The sequence below is a fragment of the Halomonas shantousis genome (genome assembly GCF_054654615.1).
On the sequence record NZ_BAAIER010000002.1, the window covers coordinates 1,352,825 to 1,371,381 of the forward strand.

Genomic DNA, 18,557 nt, shown 5'->3' on the forward strand with positions numbered 1-18,557 from the left:
CAGCGTTCAAGGTGCTTCCTGCATCTCCCTCTCCAGGCGGCGGCTGATATCACCGGGAGAACCGGTACGCCGTGCCAGCAGGTCGTAGGCGACGGGCACCACCAGCAGGGTGAACAATGTCGCCGCTGCCACGCCGCAGAAGATAACCGTGCCGATGACGATGCGCGTCTCGGCGCCGGGACCGCTGGCGAGAATCAGCGGCACGGCACCGGCGATGGTGGTCACGGCGGTCATCAGGATGGGGCGCAGCCGGGTCACCGAGGCTTCGATCAGGGCATCGCGGAAAGCATGGCCCTCGTCACGCAGCTGGTTGGCGAACTCGACGATGAGGATGCCGTTCTTGGCGGCCAGCCCAACCAGCATCACCAGCCCCACCTGGCTGTAGATGTTCAGGGTCTGACCGGTGAGCCACAAGCCGAACAGTGCACCGCTCATCGCCAGCGGCACGGTGAGCATGATCACCAGCGGATGAACGAAGCTTTCGAATTGCGCGGCCAGTACCAGAAATACCACCACCACACCGAGAATCAGCAGGAACGATGTCGCACCGCTGGCCTCCTGATAGTCCCGCGACGGCCCCTTGTAGTCGAGGATGGCCTCGGAGGGAAGGATCTCGCTGGCGGTGCGCTGCAGGTAATCCAGCGCCTGTCCCAGCGTGGTGCCATCGGCGAGGTCGGCTTCCAGGGTGATCGCACGCACCCGGTTGAAGCGGTGGAGTTCGCTGGCGCCGGCATAGTCACTGAGCGTGACCAGGCTCACCAGCGGTATCAGCTCGCCGGTGCGCTGCGAACGCACCTGGATATTGTCCAGCGAGCGCGGGCTACGCTGTGTGTCGCGCGCGCCCTCGACGATGACGTCGTATTCCTCGCCGTTGTCGACGTAGCGGGTCACGCTGCGCCCGCCGAGCAGGGTTTCCAGCGTCCGCCCGATCTGGGTCACGGTCACGCCAAGGGAGGCGGCACGGTCATAATCGATATCGATGCGCAGCTGCGGCTGGGTCTCCTTGTAGTCGCTGTCGACATCGATCAGGCCCGAATCGTCTTCGCGGATTCTGGCGAACATGGCGTCGCGCCACTCGGCCAGCTCTTCGTAAGTCCCACCGCCAAGCACGAACTGGACCGGCTTCTGCACCCGACCGCCGAAACCCTGGCGCATCACCGGGGCCGCGGTGACGCCAGGCAGGCCGGCGAGCCGTGCGCGAACGTCGGCCATGATCTCCCAGGCGGATCGGCGCGTGCCCCAGTCGCTCAGGCTGATGATGCCCATGCCGTTGTTGAAGGTTTCGATATTGCCGTAGCCGCGCGGGGCGCGTATCGCGATGCGCTCGATCTCGCCATTGTCGACCAGCGGCAGCAGGCGGGTCTCGATCTCGTCCATGTAATCCTGCATGTAGGAGAACGTGGCCCCTTCCGGACCGTTGACGATCAGAAAGAAGCTGCCGCGATCCTCCTGGGGCGTGTACTCGTTGGGAATCTGCTGAAGCAGCCAGGCCGTGACACCCAGCAGCAGAAAGAAGACCACCACCGTCAGTGCGCGCAATCGCAGCAATCGATGCAGGACCCTGCGATAACCGTGCTGTGTCGCCTCGAGCAGAGTATGCACGCCGTGGCTGATGCGGCTCTCGTGCTGGCTCGGATCGAGAATCTTGGAGCACAGCATCGGCGCCAGCGACAGGGCGAGCAGGCTCGAGAGCGCCACGGCGGAGGCCAGTGTCAGGGCGAATTCGGCGAACAGCCGGCCGACATCGCCCTGCAGGAAGCTCAACGGTACGAAGACCGCGATCAGCACCAGCGTGGTGGCGATGACCGCGAAGCCGATCTGGCGGGTGCCGCGATAGGCCGCCACCAGTGGCGTTTCTCCCAGGACCTGCATGCGACGGTGGACGTTTTCGAGTACCACGATGGCGTCGTCGACTACCAGGCCGATCGACAGCACCAAGGCCAGCAGTGTCAGCAGATTGAGCGTGAAGCCGAAGGTGGCCAGAGCGATGAAGGTGCCCATCACCGCGACCGGTACCGTCACCGCCGGCACCAGCGTGGCGCGCAGATTGCCGAGGAACAGAAAGATCACCACCACTACCAGCGCCATGGCGATGAACAGCGTCGAGACGACCTCATCGAGCGCACCGGAGACGAATACCGACGAGTCGAAGCTCAGTCGCAGCACCATACCCTCGGGCAGCGTCGGCGCGAGCCGCGCCATCTCGGCCTGCACGCCCCGCGAGACCTCCAGCACGTTGGCGGTGGACTGCTTCATCATGCCCAGGCCGACCATGGGCACGGCGTTGCCGCGAAACAGCGAGCGCTCCTCCACCGAACCGACCTCGACCCGGGCGACGTCCGCCAGACGTACCAGATAGCCATCATTGCCCTGGGCCAGTGCCAGGGCACGGAAATCCTCGGGAGCGGCAAAGCTGCGCGGCAGGCGCAGCGTGAACTGGCGGTCGCGAGACTCCAGAAAGCCCGCCGGCAGTTCGACGTTCTCGGCGCGCAGGGCGTCCTCCACATCGCCCACCGTCAGGCCGCGCGCCGCCAGGGCGTTGCGGTCGAGCCACACGCGCATGGCGTACTCCTTGCCTCCTCCGACGCGGACACGCGCCACGCCGGGCTGCGTGGAGAAGCGGTCCACCAGGTAGCGGTTGGCATAGTCGGTGAGCTCGGCGATGCTGTACCCCTCGCCGGAGAGGCTCAGCCACATCACCACGTCCTCGTTGCTATCGGCCTTTTCGATCTCGGGCGGGTCAGCTTCGTCGGGCAGGTTGTTGGCGGCGCCGGAAATGCGATCGCGAATATCGTTGGCGGCGGCCTCGATGTCCCGGCTCAACGAAAACGTCACGTTGATCTCGGACTCACCGTCCTGGCTGGTGGACTCGATCAGCTCGATGCCCTCGATGCCGGCGATGCGATCCTCGAGGACCTGGGTGATGCGGGTCTCCACCACATCCGCCGAGGCACCCGGATAGCCGGTTTCGATGCTCACCACGGGCGGGTCGATGGCCGGATATTCCTGAAGGGGCAGGCGCTGGAGCGCCAGCAGGCCGAATGCCACCAGCAACAGCGACAGGACGGTGGCGAGGACCGGACGCTGGATGGAGAGATCCGACAGGCGCATCAGGACCCTCCGCCATTTTCGGCACCGGCGCCAGTGGGACGATGCGCCTTGAGAATCGCGGAGAGGTCCTGGCTGCCATCATCGATGGCGAGCAGCTCGACCCGGTCGCCCTCGCGCACCTTGAGCAGACCATGGCTGACCACCAGATCGTCTGCATCGAGGCCTTGCAGGATCTCGACCTCACCGGCGCGGCGCTCGCCGATCGCGACCTCGCGCTGCACGATCCGGTTGCCATCGGCTTCATCGATGAGCATGACGTACTGGCGCTCGCCATTGGGGATCAGTACCGCCTCGGGGACCACCAGCGTCTCGCGGGGGCGGCGCTCGAGTATGACCTCCATCAGCATGCCGGGACGCAGCTCACGGTCGGTATTGGGCAGCAAGGCACGCACGCTGACGCTACGCGTGACGGGATCAATGCGCGTTCCGACATGGCGCACCTCGCCGGTGAACGTGCGTTCAGGATAGCTGGGTGTGGTTGCCGACAGCGTCAGCCCGGGATGCAGCACCGACAGAAAGGTGGCCGGCACGGTGAAGTCGAGCTTCATGACATCGAGCTTGTCCAGGGTCACCAGCTCGGTCCCGGGGGTGACCAGCGACCCTACGCTCAGCTCGCGCAGGCCGACCGTACCGGCAAAGGGCGCGCGCAGACGGTGATCCGCCAGACGCGCCTGGATGGCCTCGATGTCGGCTTCCACCTGGCGCAGCCGGGCCCGGGTATCTTCGACATCGGCGCGCGGGCCGAGATTGCGCTCCTGTAGCTGGAGCGCACGGCTCAGGGCATTCTGGCGCTCGTCGCGCAGCGCCTGAGCGGCACGCAACTGAGCCTGTTCCTCGGCTTCGTCGAGACGAATCAGCAACTGGCCCTTGCTGACTTCTTCGCCACTGTCGAAGTTCAGTTCGGCAATCGTCTCGGTGACGGTGGCCGACAGGGTGATGCTTTCGTCGGCGCGCAGCGTTCCCAGCGCCTCCAGAGGATCGCTCCAGGAGGCGAGGGCGACCCGCGTGGCAATGACCTGGGTGCGGGCGTCATCCTGGCCCTTGGCAGTGGCCATGCCGAGCATCGCCGGCAGCAGGCCGAACAGTGCTACGCCAAGAAACCTTGCAAGGCGATAGCGATACCGAGCGGGGCGGGGACCGGATAAGCGGAAGGCTGGCATGGAAACTCGCTATGGACTGTTCGCTGCGCGATATGGCTTGCGTGCACCGGCGCGCAGACTTGACAAGGGAGACAAGAGACAGTTTGCCACAACATGGACGGTATGAGCGTGAACGTTACGCAAGGCTCCGTTCGCTACTGTGGCGATCTCCTGTCGCCCGATTCTGCTAGAATGCCCGGTTTTTCATGATCGGCTTACGGCGGGGCGGGGCAAACATGGCGCAGACATATGACGTGGTCGTCATCGGTGCGGGGGCGGCGGGTCTGATGTGTGCCCTGACGGCCGGTTATCAGGGCCGTCGTGTACTGGTGATCGACCACGCCAACAAGGCCGGCAAGAAGATCCTCATGTCGGGCGGGGGACGCTGCAACTTTACCAATCTGGCCACCTCGCCGGGACACTTCTTTTCCGCTAATCCCCACTTCTGCATCTCGGCGCTGAAGCGCTACACGCCGGCGCATTTCGTCGAGCTGGTCGAGCGTCACGGCGTCGAATACGTCGAAAAGGCCCCGGGCCAGCTGTTCTGTGCCGAGTCCGCCAAGGAGATCGTGGCCCTGCTTCTCACCGAGTGCGAATGGGCCGGGGTCGAGGTGCGTCTCGGGACCTCGGTGGAACGTATCGAGCGTCACGGAGAGGGCATGGCCATTCTCTCTTCGATGGGGCGGCTCGAGACCGGGGCACTGGTGATTGCCACCGGTGGCCTGTCGATCCCCACCCTCGGGGCCAGCGGTTTCGGCTACGACGTGGCGCGTCAGTTCGGGCTCGCCGTGACCGAGACACGCCCGGCACTGGTGCCCTTTACCCTGACCTCGCAGTGGAAGGCGCGTGCCGCCGAGCTCTCCGGCGTGGCATGTGACGTGGCGGTGCGGTGCGGCGGCGGGCATTACCGCGAGCCGCTGCTGTTCACCCATCGCGGGCTGTCGGGGCCGGCGATGCTGCAGGCTTCCAGCCACTGGCTGCCGGGCGAGACGTTGGAGATTGATCTGCTGCCCGGCGTCGATGTCGTCGAGACGTTGAAGGCGCTGCGCCAGACGACACCCAAGCGCCAGCTTGCGCCCTGGCTGGCCGAGCGCCTGCCCAAGCGCCTGGCTCAGGCATGGTGTGAGTGGTGGGGCTTCGATGGGGTGCTGGCGGATTACTCCAACGCCCGGCTCGAGGAGGTGGAGGCCCGGCTCAGGGCCTGGCGTCTCAAGCCGGCGGGCACCGAGGGCTGGCGCACCGCAGAAGTCACGCTGGGCGGGGTCGATACCCGCGCGGTGTCGTCGAAGACCTTCGCCGTCAATGACCTTCCGCAGCTGCGCTTCATCGGTGAGGTGCTTGACGTGACCGGCCAGCTGGGTGGCTTCAATTTTCAGTGGGCCTGGGCTTCGGGCGTGGCCTGCGGTCTGGAGATGTGATTCGGCACGCCCGGCCTTTCAGGTCGGCTCGGACGGTTCCAGGGCCCGGCGCCCCCGTGCCAGCCGGTTCAGGGTGGTTTCCATCAGGCGGCGCTTCCTGGCGACGTGTCCGGCGCCGAGAGCCAGTCCCAAGGTGCAAAGCAGCAGAGCCGCGGCGCAGGTGCCAATGGCGAGCAGGCGATGGGTGTCCCAGAACAGGGCGACGATCAGCAGCAACAGCATGGCGATCGCGAAGGCCAGCGTGATCAGGCTGGCACCGGCGAGCACCAGCAAGGTCAGCAGACGGTTGCGCTCGGCCTCGAGTTCACCGGTCACGAGCCGCAGATGCGTCTCGCCTTGAGCAAGCAGCGGGCTTAGCAGCGGACCGAGCAGGTGACGTGCGGTAGCGACGAGCCCCGGGCGCTGAGACGCGTCGCTGTGGTGAGAGTGTTCGGCTGATGACATGATCTTCTTTCCTGATGTCGGCAGCTCTTCAGCCTAGCAGAGCGAAGCGCAGCGTCAAAAGCTCACGCCCGGAATACCCGCCAGGAAAGTGTTGATGCTGAAGCCTAACCCCAGACGGTGATTGTTGTTGTCGTAGTCGATCAGGCTCTCTCCATAGCCGTGATAGTACTGCACGTAACCGCGGACCTTGCCGAACAGCGGAAAGGAGTAGTCCAACTGAGTGCCGTAGCGTCCCTTGCCTGGATTGCCACGCACCAGGAGCGAGACTTCCTTGTCGTCGAAAGCCCGCACCACGGTAATGTCGCCGTAGCCGATGTAGTTCTCCAGATCGGGGTTGTCGTCATCGCTGTCGCTTTCCGGAATGCGCCAGTGCGGCGCGACACTGAAAGCCCATTCTCCGCGCTGAAAGACGGTCTCGGCGTAAATCCGGTTCCAGCTGCGCGACAGGGGATCGGAGCGGCCATTGGATTGATGGATGAGGCCGATGCGATTGAGCGTGTTCGTCCAGCCGAGCAGCGACCAGCTATTGTCAAAGCTGACGAACGCTTCAGGCTCGTAGTTGGTTTCGCGAAAGGGCGAGGAGGCATCGGAATTGTAGGCCTGCCACCAGCTGCGCTGAGTGTAGGCGAAGTAGAGATCGCCGTTGTCGCCCAAAAGATCCTCGATCAGGTTGATCTTCAGGCTGAGCTGGAACTTGAGTTCGGCGTTGTCGGCATCCCCCTCGCTGCTGATGGCGCGAAAATCCCTCTGGTCGGGATTGGTGTTGTAGCTCCACGGCAGCAGGTAGTTGCGTCGATAGGTGGTGATGGCCAGCGGGTTGCGCGAGGATTCGCGCTCCAGGTCGCGCCGCACTTCCATCTGTGTGGCGACGGCATCGTTCTCCTCGTCGGCCTGAACGACATGACTCATCGGCCCCAGCATGAGGAGTCCGCAAAGGCTGACTGACCTGATCGACGTCATGACGCTTCCTGTTTGTCGGTGTGCAAAGGGTGTTTTCTACCATGGTCGTAGCACAAGTCAATGCGGATGTTGCGCCACGCCATGTCGCCGGGCGATGACAGGTTACTGCGTCGGGCGTGGCGACCCTGCCGAAGCCGGGTAAATTTGAGGCACCCAATTGCCAAGACGGAACGTGGCATCGACAATCGCGTTCGGGTTTCTTCACCATGAGGTCATACATGGCGCGCCGCGATGCCTGCCGGGTCTCTCTCCTGTTTGCGTTCCTGCTGCCGCATGTCCGTCGCTGTCTGACGGCGGGCCTGTTGCTCTGGTGTCTATGTTCCGGTGCGGGATTGGCCGCCGAGCTGCCTTCCGAAGAGGCGCTTCAACAGCGTCTGGAACAACTGCAGGGCATCGAGCAGCCCAGCGATGCTCAGACACAGGCGCTGGAAAGCACCCGCAGCGCCCGGGACGCGTTAAAACAGCTCACGGCCATCGAAAATGAGTTCGAGGCCCTCGAGGACAAGGTGGAGCGTGCGCCTCAGGAGACCCAGCATCTGGCGCGGGAGCTGGAGGACCTGAACGAGACGAGCGAGATTCCCTCGGCGGAGGATCTCGATGACATGTCGCTCGATGCCATCGAACAGCAGACCCGCTCGTCGCTCGAGACCCTCGATGATCTTCAGAATCAACTGGCCGACGTCAAGGCCCAGTTGATCAGCGCCCAGACCCTGCCCGAACGGGCTCAGGCGGCCATTTCCGAAGCGATGAAGCGGGCCGAGGAGTATCGCAGCAAACTCGACGCGCTCTCCAACGCTGGCGAGAGTGAACTCGTTCAGGCGCAGCGCGACCATTACGCGATCGCTCAGGCACTTGCGCAGCGCCAGGTGCAGCTGCACCAGCGCGAGCTTGCCCACAATACCCGCCTGCGGGAACTGGCCCTGCAGCGGCGTGATCTGTTGGAGCGACGCGTCGAGATCGAACAGAACCGGCTATCGGTATTGCAGACCGTGCTCGACCGTAAGCGTCGCCTGGCCTCCGAGCGCACCATTGCCGATGCCGGGCGGGACGACGCCGAAGCGACGGCGGGGCATCCGGTGCTCAACAAGGTGCAGGAAACCAACCGCCAGCTGAGCCAGGAATTGCTGCGCATAACCGACCGTACCAACGGTCTGATCCGTGACAGTATCGGCACACGGGCCCAGCTCGACCGGGTGCGCCAGGTTCAGCGCACGTTGGAGGAGCAGATCGAGGCGATACGCGGCAGCCTGCTGTTGTCGCGTATCCTGCGCGAACAGCGCAAGTCGCTGCCCAACGTGGATACTCGGCGTGGCCTGCAGGACGAGATCGCCGACCTGCGGCTGCGCCAGTTCGATCTCTCCCAGCAGAGCGACACGCTGCGCAATCCCCGGCAACTGGCCGAAGAAAGCCTGCAGAAAGCCGGCCTCGAGGTGACTCCCGCGTTGCGTGATGCCCTGATGCGGCTTTTCCAGTCACGCCGGGACCTGGTCGATCAGCTCGAGCAGGAATACGGTCGTTTGCTGACGGTGGCCATCGATCTGCAGCTCAATCAGCAGCAATTGTTGCAGATCAGCGATTCGCTGCGTGCCACCATCGAGGAGCAACTGTTCTGGGTGGCCAACGGCCGGCCGCTGGATCTGGCATGGCTCGAGCAATTTCCCGCTGCGCTGATGCAGCAGATCACCCAGGGCGAATGGCAGACGGCGCTCCAGAGCCTGTGGCAGCCGCCCCGGCCCGAGGCGGCATGGATGCTGCCGCTGGTGCTGCTGGCAGGAGGGTTGCTGGGATATCGCCGTCGCATCAAGGCCCATCTACTGGTGCTGCATGGCGAGATCGGCCGCCTCAAGCGCGACACGCAGATGCACACGCCGCGGGCCATTGCACTCAACGCCCTGCTGGCAGCGCATGGCCCGCTGTTACTGGCGGCACTCGGCGGTGCATTGACATTGGGGGGCGGGGCCTTCGCCATGGTGCTGGGCGATGCCCTGCTGCAATTGGCGCTGGCGTGGGGCGTGTTCGCCCTGGCCAGACGGCTGCTGATTCCCGACGGCGTGGCGTCGCGCCACTTTCACTGGTCCAGCCACTACGTGGCCCGTCTTCGCCGGCTGCTGTTCTGGCTGGGAATCGCGCTGATACCGGTGATTCTGATCAGCAACCTGAGCCAGTATACCGATGCGCGCCTGGCCGAACGGCCGCTGTCGCTGCTCCTGCTGCTTGGCGGGCTGGTGGCGATGAGCGTGCTGCTGACACGTCTGATCCTGGCCCACATTCCCTTTTTCGGCCCCAAGCTGCTTCGGTTGGCGCTCGGACTGGCACTGGCCGCGGTGCCGCTGGTGCTGGCCGGGCTGATCGTGCTGGGCTACGAGTACACCGCACTGCGGCTGACCGGCCGTTCGATCACCACCATCTATATCTTGGGACTCTGGATTCTCGTCGAGGCGGCGGTGGTAAGAGGGCTGGCGGTAGCCGCCCGGCGCCTGGCCTATCGCCGGGCTGTGGCAAGACGCCGTGCCCAGGTACAGGAGGGTGCGGAAGGCGGCCTGGAAGTGGTCGAGGAGCCGCCGTTGGACATGGATCAGGTCAACCAGCAATCATTGCGCCTGTCCAAGCTGATCCTGTTTCTGGTCTTCACTCTGGTGCTGTACCTGGTCTGGGCCGATCTGCTGACGGTACTGTCCTATCTCGATCGTGTGACCGTCTGGAACATCGAGCGCGGCGTCGGCGAGGCGCTGACCACCAGTCCGGTGACGGTGGCCGACATCTTTACGGCGCTGGCCTTCGTTGCGCTCACGCTGGTGATGGCGCGCAACCTTCCCGGCTTGCTGGAGGTGATGGTTCTGTCGCGCCTGAGCCTGCAGCAGGGCAGTGCCTATGCGATCACGTCACTGCTTTCCTATTTCATCATCGGTACCGGCATCGTCGTTTCGCTGAGCACGCTGGGGGTCTCCTGGGACAAGCTGCAGTGGCTGGTGGCGGCCCTGGGCGTGGGGCTGGGGTTCGGGCTGCAGGAAATCTTCGCCAATTTCATTTCCGGCCTGATCATTCTCTTCGAACGCCCGGTGCGCATCGGCGATACCATCACCCTGGGCAATCTGCACGGCACCGTCAGCCGTATTCGCATCCGCGCCACCACGATGACCGACTTCGATCGCAAGGAGATCATCATTCCCAACAAGACCTTCGTCACCGACCAGTTGATCAACTGGTCGCTGTCGGACAATGTCACCCGGGTGGTGCTCAGCTACGGCGTGGCGCACGGCTCGGATCTCGACACCGTTCATCGTCTGCTGCGCCAGGTCGCCACCGAGAACAAGCGAGTACTCAAGGATCCGGAGCCGCAGGTGTTCTGTACCAGTTACGGCCCGACGGCCTTCAATTTCGAACTGCGCATCTTCGTCAATGATCTGATGGATCGTCTTTACGCCGCCGACGAGATCAACCGGCGTCTCGACGCACTGTTTCGCGATCACGGCATCCGCATCGCCTTCAATCAGATGGACGTGTGGCTGCACAATAGCGAGGGTCGGACAGCCAAGGTCGGCTCGTCGCGTCCCGCGCCGCCTGACGCAAGCGAGATACAGGGTGAACAGAGCCGGGTACGAGACCCCGGCTTCGACAGCCTGGGTTACGCCGGGGACGGCGGAGGGAATGGCGACGCCGGAGGCGGCGGGGGGCGCTGATCAGTCGGCGACACGCTCGGCGTGGAGTAGGAATTCGCGGTTGCCGTCGCCGCCCAGGATCGGGCTGTCCTGCCAGTGATGGATCGTCAGCCCCTGTTCGCGGCAGCAGTCGCGGATGCGCCGTTCGACGTCGGCATAGAGCGTGGCGTCACGTACGATGCCGTGAGGGTCCACCTTGCCGGGGCCGACTTCGAACTGCGGCTTGATCAGCGACAGCAATTGGCTGCCTGGCGGCAGGACCGCGGCCAGTTCCGGCAGGATCAGGGTCTGCGAAATGAACGACACATCCATCACTGCCATGTGAATGCCTTCGGGGGCCAGCTCGGCCAGTTGCCGGCGGGGTAGACGCCTCGCGTTGACGCCTTCCAGGCACACTACCCGCGAATCGCCGCGCAGCTCGGCATCGAGCTGCCCGTGACCGACCTCGATGCCGATGACCCGGAAGGCGCCAAAGCGCAGCGCGCAGTCGGTGAAACCACCGGTGGATTGGCCAATGTCGAGTACCGTCAGGCCATCGAGGCGCAAGCCGAGCTGCACGAGGATCGCCTCGAGCTTGAGGCCGGCCCGGGAAACGTAGCGCTCCTCGGCATCTTCATGAATTTCGAAGCGGCTGTCCTCGACGAGTTTCTCGCCGGGTTTGGTCAATATCCTGGCCGCGCCGTCTGCGCCGATCAGGGCGACCTTGCCATGACGAATCAGACGCTGTGCCCGGGTCCGTGAGCGAACCAGGCCTTGGGTAACCAGCAATTGATCGAGTCGTGTCATTGCGTGTCTTCTACCGTGTGTCCTTGCGGAGCCCTCGAGGGGCATGGCGTTGGGGGCGTGCAGCCGGGCTTGTCGGCTGCCTCGGTAAAGCGTGTGAATTCCCGCTGCCAGCGCTCCAGCAGGCTATCGCGCTTGAGGGTGTCCAGCGTTGCCAGCAGCCCCGGCCCGATACGGATGGGCCGCAGGGCATCTCCCAGTTGCTCATGCAGGGCCTGGGCGCTGCCCGGTCCCGTGAGCTGCGGATGAACGGCGCCCAGCGGGGTATGCTCGGCGATGATCCGCTGGCCGGGCAGACTCAGCAGATAGGCGAGAAACTGCTGCGCCGTGTCGGGATGGCGGGCATTCCTGGGAATCAGCGCCAGGCGCTGGGTGATCAGGGCATAGTCGGTGGGTACCGCGACGATCAGCTCGGGGTGCTGCTCGACATAACGGCTGGCATAGCTGCCCAGCAGATTGTAGCCGATCAGGTAACGTCCGCTGGCAAGGCCCTCGAGCATGGCGCCGGTCGTCCCCTGCAGATCGGCCTCGGCTCCGCCGAGTGCCGCCACCAGATCCCAGTAGCGGGGGGATATCTGCGCGTCCTCGATGGCATAGGTGTAACCGACACCGCTCTCGACGGGGTCGTAGGTGACGACCCTGCCTTTCAGGGCATCGCGCTCGTGCATCAACAGCTCGAGCAGGGCCTGATGACTGTCGATGGGGCCGTAGCGCTCCTGCAACTCACGACGATAGACGATGACGATGGGTTCGAAGGTGAAACCGAACAGCTCATGGCGCCAGCGCGACCATTCGGGCCAGGCGCTGGCGACACTCGATGACAGCGGTGCCGCATAGCCCTGGTTGGCCAGTTGATATTGCCAGGGCATGGCCGACGAGAGGATGACATCCGCTTCCGGTGTAGCGGGAGTGGCGAGAAAGTGCCGATGGATCTCCATCGTGGTCAGGTTATGGTAGGTCAGTTCCACCGTCGGATGACGAGCCTGGAAATCCTCCAGCAGCGGCGCTGCCAGCGCCGGGTCGAGAGCACCGTGGATGGTCAGCGGTTGGGTTTCGCCGACGCTGCCCTGAAACGTCGGGCCCTGGGATGCAGAATAATGCAGCCGCGTCTCGGCATGCGCCAGCAGCGCGGCACACAGCAGCAGCAGGCTCAGCAGCGCTTGCCGAGGGAAATGTCCGCCGACCCGGCATGTCATGGTGTGGTCTCCGAAGCCGAGGGAAAGCGCAGGCTGACGCGCAGGCCGCGCCCCGCCTGGGCACTGTTCAGGCTCAAGCGGGCCTGATGGGTGCGGGCGATGCCGTCGACGATCGCCAAGCCCAGTCCCGAGCCATGGTTGCCCTCGATACCGCGATGGAAGGGACGTAGCATCAACAGGCGCTGGGGGGCGGGAATGCCGGGGCCGTCGTCTTCGACCTCGAGGCATGGCGGTGATGCCGTGACGCGTACCGTGATGCTGTGTGCCCCGTAACGGCGGGCATTGTCGATGAGGTTGGCCAGAGCCTCCTCGAGCTGCCAGTCGACTCCGCGGATCCAGACCGCCGTCTCGGGCAGTTCCAGCCCCAGATCGAGCCCGTCGCGATGGCAGGCACCGAGGGCGTTGCGTACCGCCTCCCGAGCGACGCCGCCAAGCTCCAGCGGCTGCCGATCGGGGGCGGCCTCGGGATTGTTGAGCCGGGTCAGCGAGAGCAGCTGGACCGCCAGGCGCGCCGTGCGTGCCGAGGTTTCCTGCATGACGACGAGGGCCTCGCGCCAGGCGGCCGGGTCCTGGTGGCGCAATGCCAGCTCGGCCCGTGCGGAGAGCCCGGCCAGCGGAGTTCGCAACTGGTGCGAGGCGTCACCGATGAAACGATCCTGGTTGGCCCGCACCCGGCGCATGCGCGCCAGCAGCTCATTGAGCGTTTCGCGCAGTTCGGCCAGCTCGCGGGGCAACGGAATATCCAGCGGCTCCAGAGTGCGCGGGTCGCGTTCGCGAATGGCGCGACGCAGGCGGGTCAATGGCGAGAGGGCGATGCGCGAGAATAGCAGCACGACAGCGGCAGCGAGCAGCGCCATCAGGGCAAGGCGAATCACGCTGCCGCGAAACAGCTCGCCGGTCAGCTGTTCGCGGCCCTCCCGGGTGTGGGCGACGCGAACCTCGAAACGATCGCGCCGATTCCAGCCCTCCAGTCGCGCCTGACGCACGCCGAGGCGTAGCGTATTGCCCTGCCAGTCGACGTTGCGAAACCCCATCTCTTCGTCGGCGTCCAGCGGCAGGCCGGGGAGTGGCGTGTTGCCGGTGATGAAGGTGCCCTCGGCGTCGTAGAGCGCATAGAAGATGCGCTCCTGGGCGTCGGTGGAGAGCATCTCCAGCGACGCGGGCGGCAGGTCCATCCATAGCCGGTCCTGCTGCCACTTGACCTGTTCGGCAATGGACAATGAAGCGGCCTCGAGCAGACGGTCGAAGGCCTGATCGGCGGCATTGCGAGCCGAGACGAAGGCCTGAATCAGCATCAACGTACCCAGCGCCAGCAACGGGGCCAGCAGCCATGTCAGCAGGCGCCCGTACAGGCTGTGACGCGCGCCGGACGAAGCCTGCGTCGCGCTCACGACACCTCCAGCAGATAACCCAGACCCCGCACGGTACGCAGCACGAGGCCGGAGTCGGCCAGGCGGCGGCGCAGGCGGTGGATATACACCTCGATGGCATTGTCGCCAAGGCTTTCCCCACCGAACGCCTCGGCGGATAGACGGCCCTTGTCGACCGGCTCCCCGACATGGCGCATCAGGCACGCCAGCAGGCGTTGCTCCCGGGGTGGCAGCGTCATGGACGTGTCGCCCAGGTGAAAGCGTTGTGCCACGCTGTCGAAACTGAGCGCGCCGACCTGGAGGTGGTCGCTGCTGGTCTGCTGGCGGCGGCGCAGCAAGGCGCGAACCCGAGCTTCGAGCTCGTCGAGGGCAAACGGTTTGGCCAGATAGTCGTCGGCGCCGAGGTCCAGACCGCGCACGCGATCCTCGATAGCACCGCGCGCCGTCAGGATCAGCACCGGCGTGTCGCGATCGATGCCCCGCAGGACCTCGAGCACTTCCAGGCCGCTGCGCCCCGGCAGGTTGAGGTCGAGCAGGACCAGCTCGACGCCGTGATCGGGTCGGGACAGTCGGGCGTGAGCGAGATCGCCGTCCTGAATCACTTCGACGCGATGGCCGTCGAGGCTCAAGGCGTCATGCAGGGTTTCGGCGAGCAGGGCATCGTCTTCTACCAGCAGTAGGGTCATGGTCTTGTCCCGAGAAGCGTCATACGGCGTCGCAGGTTGCAGGGAATGGCACGCCATGTCCCGTGCGCAGATCCGCGACGGCCTGGTGCAGCGCCTGTCTGGCCGCATCGGGATCGAGCCGGCCGACAGGGCCCGACAGCGCAAGCCACAACGCCTGGCCGGCCTGCGCCAGCGGCTGGCAGACCATGCAGCCACCCGGCAGCGACAGGGCCGGTGTGGCATCTGCCTCCATCATTTGCCAGCGGCTACCGGTGCTCAGGTCATGACGCAGCGCGCTTTCGGGATGGGCGACCAGACGACACTCCACCTGACGATCGCTGACTTCCAGCAGCGACGCGGTTTCTCCCGTCGTCATGGCCAGCGTTTCCAGTACCGGTTGCACCCAGCTCGCGAGCTGTCGTGAGGGAAGGTGCCGGCGAGCCAGGCGCGCCGGGGCCGGCCCCAGGCAGTAGCGCCCCTGGGTATTGCGCTGTACGTAACCGAAACGCTCCAGGGAGCCGATCAGGCGTAGCAGCGTGCTCTTGTAAAAGTGCGTGGCCTCGGCCAGTTCGGCCAATGACAGACTCTCCTGCTCGGTATCGAAGGCTTCCAGAATGGTCAGGGCCCGTTCGACGGCCTCGACACGGTCTTGTGCCATGTATTGCCCTCATGAGGCGTGCGGTTCGGGTATTCAACTTTAGTGGCAATGCAGAGGTTTGGCGTTGACGATCCCCACCGCGCGCACATACTTTCTGCCCAAAGGAATGACGTTCTGCCTTACAGAATCGTAAGGTAGTGTCAGCTTTCTGGCAACCCTTTCGTCTCGAATGTCTGGAGATAACGACAATGTCACTGAGAACGCCACTCAAGCTGTTCGCTGCAGTCACACTGACTCTGAGTGCCGGTATGGCCATGGCCTTCGAGCCGTCCGGCAAGGTGGAGTGCATCGCGCCTTCCGATCCGGGCGGTGGTTGGGATTTCACCTGCCGCAGCGTGGGCAATGTACTGGAAGAACTCGATCTGGTGCCGCGCAGCGTACAGACCATCAACATGGCGGGCGCCGGTGGTGGTGTGGCTTATGCACACACCGTGAGCAAGCGGGCCGGTGACGAACAACTGCTCGTCGCGGCATCCACGGCGACCACCACGCGACTGGCTCAGGGCCAGTTTCAGGGCCTCGACGCCGACATGGTCAACTGGATCGGTGCGCTGGGCGCCGACTACGGGGTCATCGCCGTAGGCAAGGATTCCCCATACCAGGATCTGCCGTCTCTGCTCGAGGCGCTGAAGCAGGATCCGCGTGCGGTGAAATTCGCCGGTGGCAGTGCCAAGGGAGGCTGGGACCACCTCAAGGTTCTGATCGCTGCCAAGGAAGCCGGGGTCGAGAACCTGCCGCGCATTCCCTATCTCTCCTACAACAATGGCGGCGAGGCCATGACGCAGGTGGTAGGCGGCCATGTCGACGCATTCACCGGCGACCTCACCGAAGTCCAGGGGTTCATGGAATCCGGCGACCTGCGCGTGCTGGCGGTGCTGGCCGATGAGCGCCTGGAAGGGGAGTTCGCCGACATTCCCACGGCCAAGGAGCAGGGCATCGATGTCGTCGGTCCCAACTGGCGCGGCTTCTACATGCCGGCGGATATCTCCGACGATGCCAAGCAGTACTGGATCGATGCCATGGACACCGTCTATGAGAGCGACGAGTGGCAGAGTGTCATGCAGCAGAACGGCCTGATGCCCTTCCACAAGAGCGCCGACGAGTTCGAAGCGTTCGTCAAGCAGCAGATCGATGACATCGAATCCCTCTCCAAGGAAATCGGGCTGATCCGGTAATGGCAATCAACGATCGCATCTTCGGTGTACTGATGCTCGTCCTGGCCGTCGCGTACGGCTGGGGCGCCATGCAGTTTCCCGAGCCGTTCGGTGGGTCCGAGTCGGTCGGCCCCGAGACCTTTCCCAAGATCCTGGCAGTGATACTCGCGTTGTCCAGCCTCTACCTGATCGTGAAACCCGATACCGACAATGCCTGGCCCGTGGGGCGCACGGCGCTGGAGCTGGTGGTTGCAGTGGTAGTGCTGGTCGCCTATACGCTGCTGCTGGAGCCGCTGGGTTTCATCGTTTCCACGACGCTGGCGGTGGGGACGCTGTGCTGGCGCATGGGGGCCGCACCGGTACGCGCCTATGTGACCGGACTGGTGGCGGGTGTGGTGGTGTTTCTGTTGTTCACCTTCGCCCTCGATCTGCCGTTGCCGATGGGCCTGCTTAGCGTGCTGGAGGCGAGCTGATGGAAACCCTGAATTACCTGATCGACGGGTTCGGCGTCGCTCTGGCGCCGCACAATCTGATGTTCGCCCTGATGGGAGCCTTTCTGGGCACGCTGATCGGCGCGCTACCCGGCCTGGGGCCGGCCAATGGCGTGGCGATCCTGATTCCGCTGGCCTTCACTCTGGGACTGCGCCCCGAAACGGCGCTGATCATGTTGACCGCGGTATATGCCGGGGCCATGTACGGCGGGCGCATCTCGTCCATCCTGCTGAACATTCCCGGCGACGAACCGGCGATGATGACCTGCCTCGACGGCTATCCCATGGCGCAGAAGGGCAAGGCCTCCGAGGCGCTGGCGATTTCCGCCGTGGCTTCGTTCATCGGCAGCCTGATCGCGACTATCGGTCTGATCCTGCTGGCGCCGTTGCTGGCCAGGTTCGCCCTGACCTTCGGGGCGGCGGAGTATTTCGCGCTGTTCGTGCTGGCGTTTGCCACGTTGGGCGGCATTACCGGCAAGAACCCGGTCAAGACGATCATGGCGGCAGCCATCGGTCTGATGATCGCCACGGTGGGGATCGATAATACCGGCACCCAGCGCTACACCTTCGGCTCGCTCCACCTCTACGAGGGGGTGGATTTCATTATCGCCATCGTGGGTCTGTTCGCGATTTCCGAGCTGCTGTTCTTCATCGAGGATCGTGCCGGCGGCGGCAAGGAGCAGATCAAGGTCAACAAGCTCAAGCTGTCGTGGAAGGACATTACCGGCATTCTGCCTACCTCGCTGCGTGGCGGCGTGCTGGGCTTCATCTCCGGCGTGCTGCCGGGGGCCGGGGCATCGCTGGGCAGTTTCATCAGCTATACCCTGGAAAAGAAGATTCTCGGCAAGAAGGGCTACTTTGGCGAGGGCGACCCGCGTGGCGTCGCCGCGCCGGAATCCGGCAACAATGGCGCTTCAAGCGGTGCGCTGGTGCCCATGCTGACCCTGGGCGTGCCAGGCAGCGGTACCACCGCGGTATTGCTGGCGCTGCTGATCTCGCTGAACATCACCCCCGGGCCGCTGATGTTCACCCAGCACGCGGATATCGTCTGGGGCGTGATCGCCGCGCTGTTGATCGGCAATTTCCTGCTGCTGCTGCTGAACATTCCGCTGGTCGGGATCTTCGTCAAGCTGCTGTCGGTGCCGCCGATGTACCTGCTGCCGATCGTGACCATGGTCGCTTTCGTGGGCATCTACTCGATCAGCAACTCGACCTTCGATCTCTACTTCATGGTCGCCTTCGGCGTGGCCGGTTATTTCCTGCGCAAGCTGGAGATCCCGCTGGTGCCGATCATCCTCGGGCTGCTGCTGGGGCCGGAGATGGAGAAGAACCTGCGCCATGCGCTGGATCTTTCCGATGGCGACTGGACGGTCCTGTGGAGCAGCGGTCTATCGCTGGGGCTATGGGTCGTGGCGATTGCCGGTCTGGTGCTGCCGGTGATCGTCGGGCCGATCCTGCGTCGACGCATGAAGGCCGCGGCTGGGGATCAGACCGACTGAGCCGGTGTCC

14 protein-coding genes are annotated in these 18,557 nt (G+C 64.5%); 5 read left to right on the forward strand and 9 right to left on the reverse strand.

Features of this window, described 5'->3' with window-relative positions:
* Positions 1 to 6: 6 nt before the first annotated feature.
* Positions 7 to 3,111, reverse strand: a complete 3,105-nt coding sequence (locus tag ACYQ12_RS06730) for an efflux RND transporter permease subunit (protein WP_459869356.1) — start codon at positions 3,109 to 3,111, stop codon at positions 7 to 9.
* Positions 3,111 to 4,271: an efflux RND transporter periplasmic adaptor subunit gene (locus ACYQ12_RS06735; RefSeq protein ID WP_459869358.1), complete on the reverse strand. Its 1,161-nt coding sequence runs from the start codon at positions 4,269 to 4,271 to the stop codon at positions 3,111 to 3,113. Before ACYQ12_RS06735 ends, ACYQ12_RS06730 begins: the two co-directional genes overlap by 1 nt.
* Before the next feature lie 215 nt (positions 4,272 to 4,486).
* Here ACYQ12_RS06735 and ACYQ12_RS06740 point away from each other — a divergent pair, with 215 nt between their 5' ends.
* Entirely contained in the window at positions 4,487 to 5,668 is a 1,182-nt protein-coding gene (locus ACYQ12_RS06740) for a BaiN/RdsA family NAD(P)/FAD-dependent oxidoreductase (protein WP_459869360.1), read from the forward strand.
* Positions 5,669 to 5,686: 18 nt separating this feature from the next.
* On the opposite strand, the gene ACYQ12_RS06745 is transcribed toward ACYQ12_RS06740, so the two are convergent.
* Together ACYQ12_RS06745 and ACYQ12_RS06750 are read right to left on the reverse strand one after the other, a co-directional pair.
* Positions 5,687 to 6,112, reverse strand: coding sequence for a phage holin family protein (locus ACYQ12_RS06745; RefSeq protein WP_459869362.1), 426 nt, complete (start codon positions 6,110 to 6,112; stop codon positions 5,687 to 5,689).
* A 54-nt stretch (positions 6,113 to 6,166) separates the two neighbouring features.
* The gene (locus tag ACYQ12_RS06750) at positions 6,167 to 7,021 is read right to left on the reverse strand and encodes a phospholipase A (protein ID WP_459874474.1); all 855 of its coding nucleotides are present in this window, start codon (positions 7,019 to 7,021) and stop codon (positions 6,167 to 6,169) included.
* Positions 7,022 to 7,290: 269 nt separating this feature from the next.
* Here ACYQ12_RS06750 and mscK point away from each other — a divergent pair, with 269 nt between their 5' ends.
* Positions 7,291 to 10,752, forward strand: a complete 3,462-nt coding sequence (gene mscK / locus ACYQ12_RS06755) for a mechanosensitive channel MscK (RefSeq protein WP_459869364.1) — start codon at positions 7,291 to 7,293, stop codon at positions 10,750 to 10,752.
* Here the strand turns inward: mscK and ACYQ12_RS06760 are convergent, their stop codons facing one another.
* Genes ACYQ12_RS06760 through ACYQ12_RS06780 form a run of 5 tightly spaced genes read right to left on the reverse strand, consistent with a single transcriptional unit; the run spans position 10,753 to position 15,403 of the window.
* Entirely contained in the window at positions 10,753 to 11,517 is a 765-nt protein-coding gene (locus tag ACYQ12_RS06760) for a TlyA family RNA methyltransferase (RefSeq protein ID WP_459869366.1), read from the reverse strand.
* Complete coding sequence (locus tag ACYQ12_RS06765) at positions 11,514 to 12,710, reverse strand: ABC transporter substrate-binding protein (RefSeq protein ID WP_459869368.1); 1,197 nt, start codon at positions 12,708 to 12,710, stop codon at positions 11,514 to 11,516. Before ACYQ12_RS06765 ends, ACYQ12_RS06760 begins: the two co-directional genes overlap by 4 nt.
* Entirely contained in the window at positions 12,707 to 14,101 is a 1,395-nt protein-coding gene (locus ACYQ12_RS06770; RefSeq protein WP_459869370.1) for a sensor histidine kinase, read from the reverse strand. Before ACYQ12_RS06770 ends, ACYQ12_RS06765 begins: the two co-directional genes overlap by 4 nt.
* On the reverse strand, positions 14,098 to 14,766 hold the full coding sequence (locus tag ACYQ12_RS06775) for a response regulator transcription factor (protein ID WP_459869372.1): 669 nt from the start codon (positions 14,764 to 14,766) through the stop codon (positions 14,098 to 14,100). The genes ACYQ12_RS06770 and ACYQ12_RS06775 overlap by 4 nt, the downstream gene beginning before the upstream one ends.
* A 19-nt stretch (positions 14,767 to 14,785) precedes the next feature.
* On the reverse strand, positions 14,786 to 15,403 hold the full coding sequence (locus ACYQ12_RS06780) for an IclR family transcriptional regulator (protein WP_459869374.1): 618 nt from the start codon (positions 15,401 to 15,403) through the stop codon (positions 14,786 to 14,788).
* Positions 15,404 to 15,591: 188 nt separating this feature from the next.
* On the opposite strand from ACYQ12_RS06780, the gene ACYQ12_RS06785 reads away from it, so the two are divergent.
* From ACYQ12_RS06785 to ACYQ12_RS06795, 3 genes are read left to right on the forward strand one after another with little or no spacing between them, the layout of a single operon-like run.
* Positions 15,592 to 16,578 carry a Bug family tripartite tricarboxylate transporter substrate binding protein gene (locus tag ACYQ12_RS06785; RefSeq protein ID WP_459869376.1) on the forward strand — a complete coding sequence of 329 codons (987 nt, stop codon included), beginning with the start codon at positions 15,592 to 15,594 and terminating at the stop codon, positions 16,576 to 16,578.
* Positions 16,578 to 17,030, forward strand: coding sequence for a tripartite tricarboxylate transporter TctB family protein (locus ACYQ12_RS06790; RefSeq protein ID WP_459869378.1), 453 nt, complete (start codon positions 16,578 to 16,580; stop codon positions 17,028 to 17,030). The genes ACYQ12_RS06785 and ACYQ12_RS06790 overlap by 1 nt, the downstream gene beginning before the upstream one ends.
* The gene (locus tag ACYQ12_RS06795; protein WP_459869380.1) at positions 17,030 to 18,547 is read left to right on the forward strand and encodes a tripartite tricarboxylate transporter permease; all 1,518 of its coding nucleotides are present in this window, start codon (positions 17,030 to 17,032) and stop codon (positions 18,545 to 18,547) included. Before ACYQ12_RS06790 ends, ACYQ12_RS06795 begins: the two co-directional genes overlap by 1 nt.
* Positions 18,548 to 18,557 lie beyond the last annotated feature (10 nt).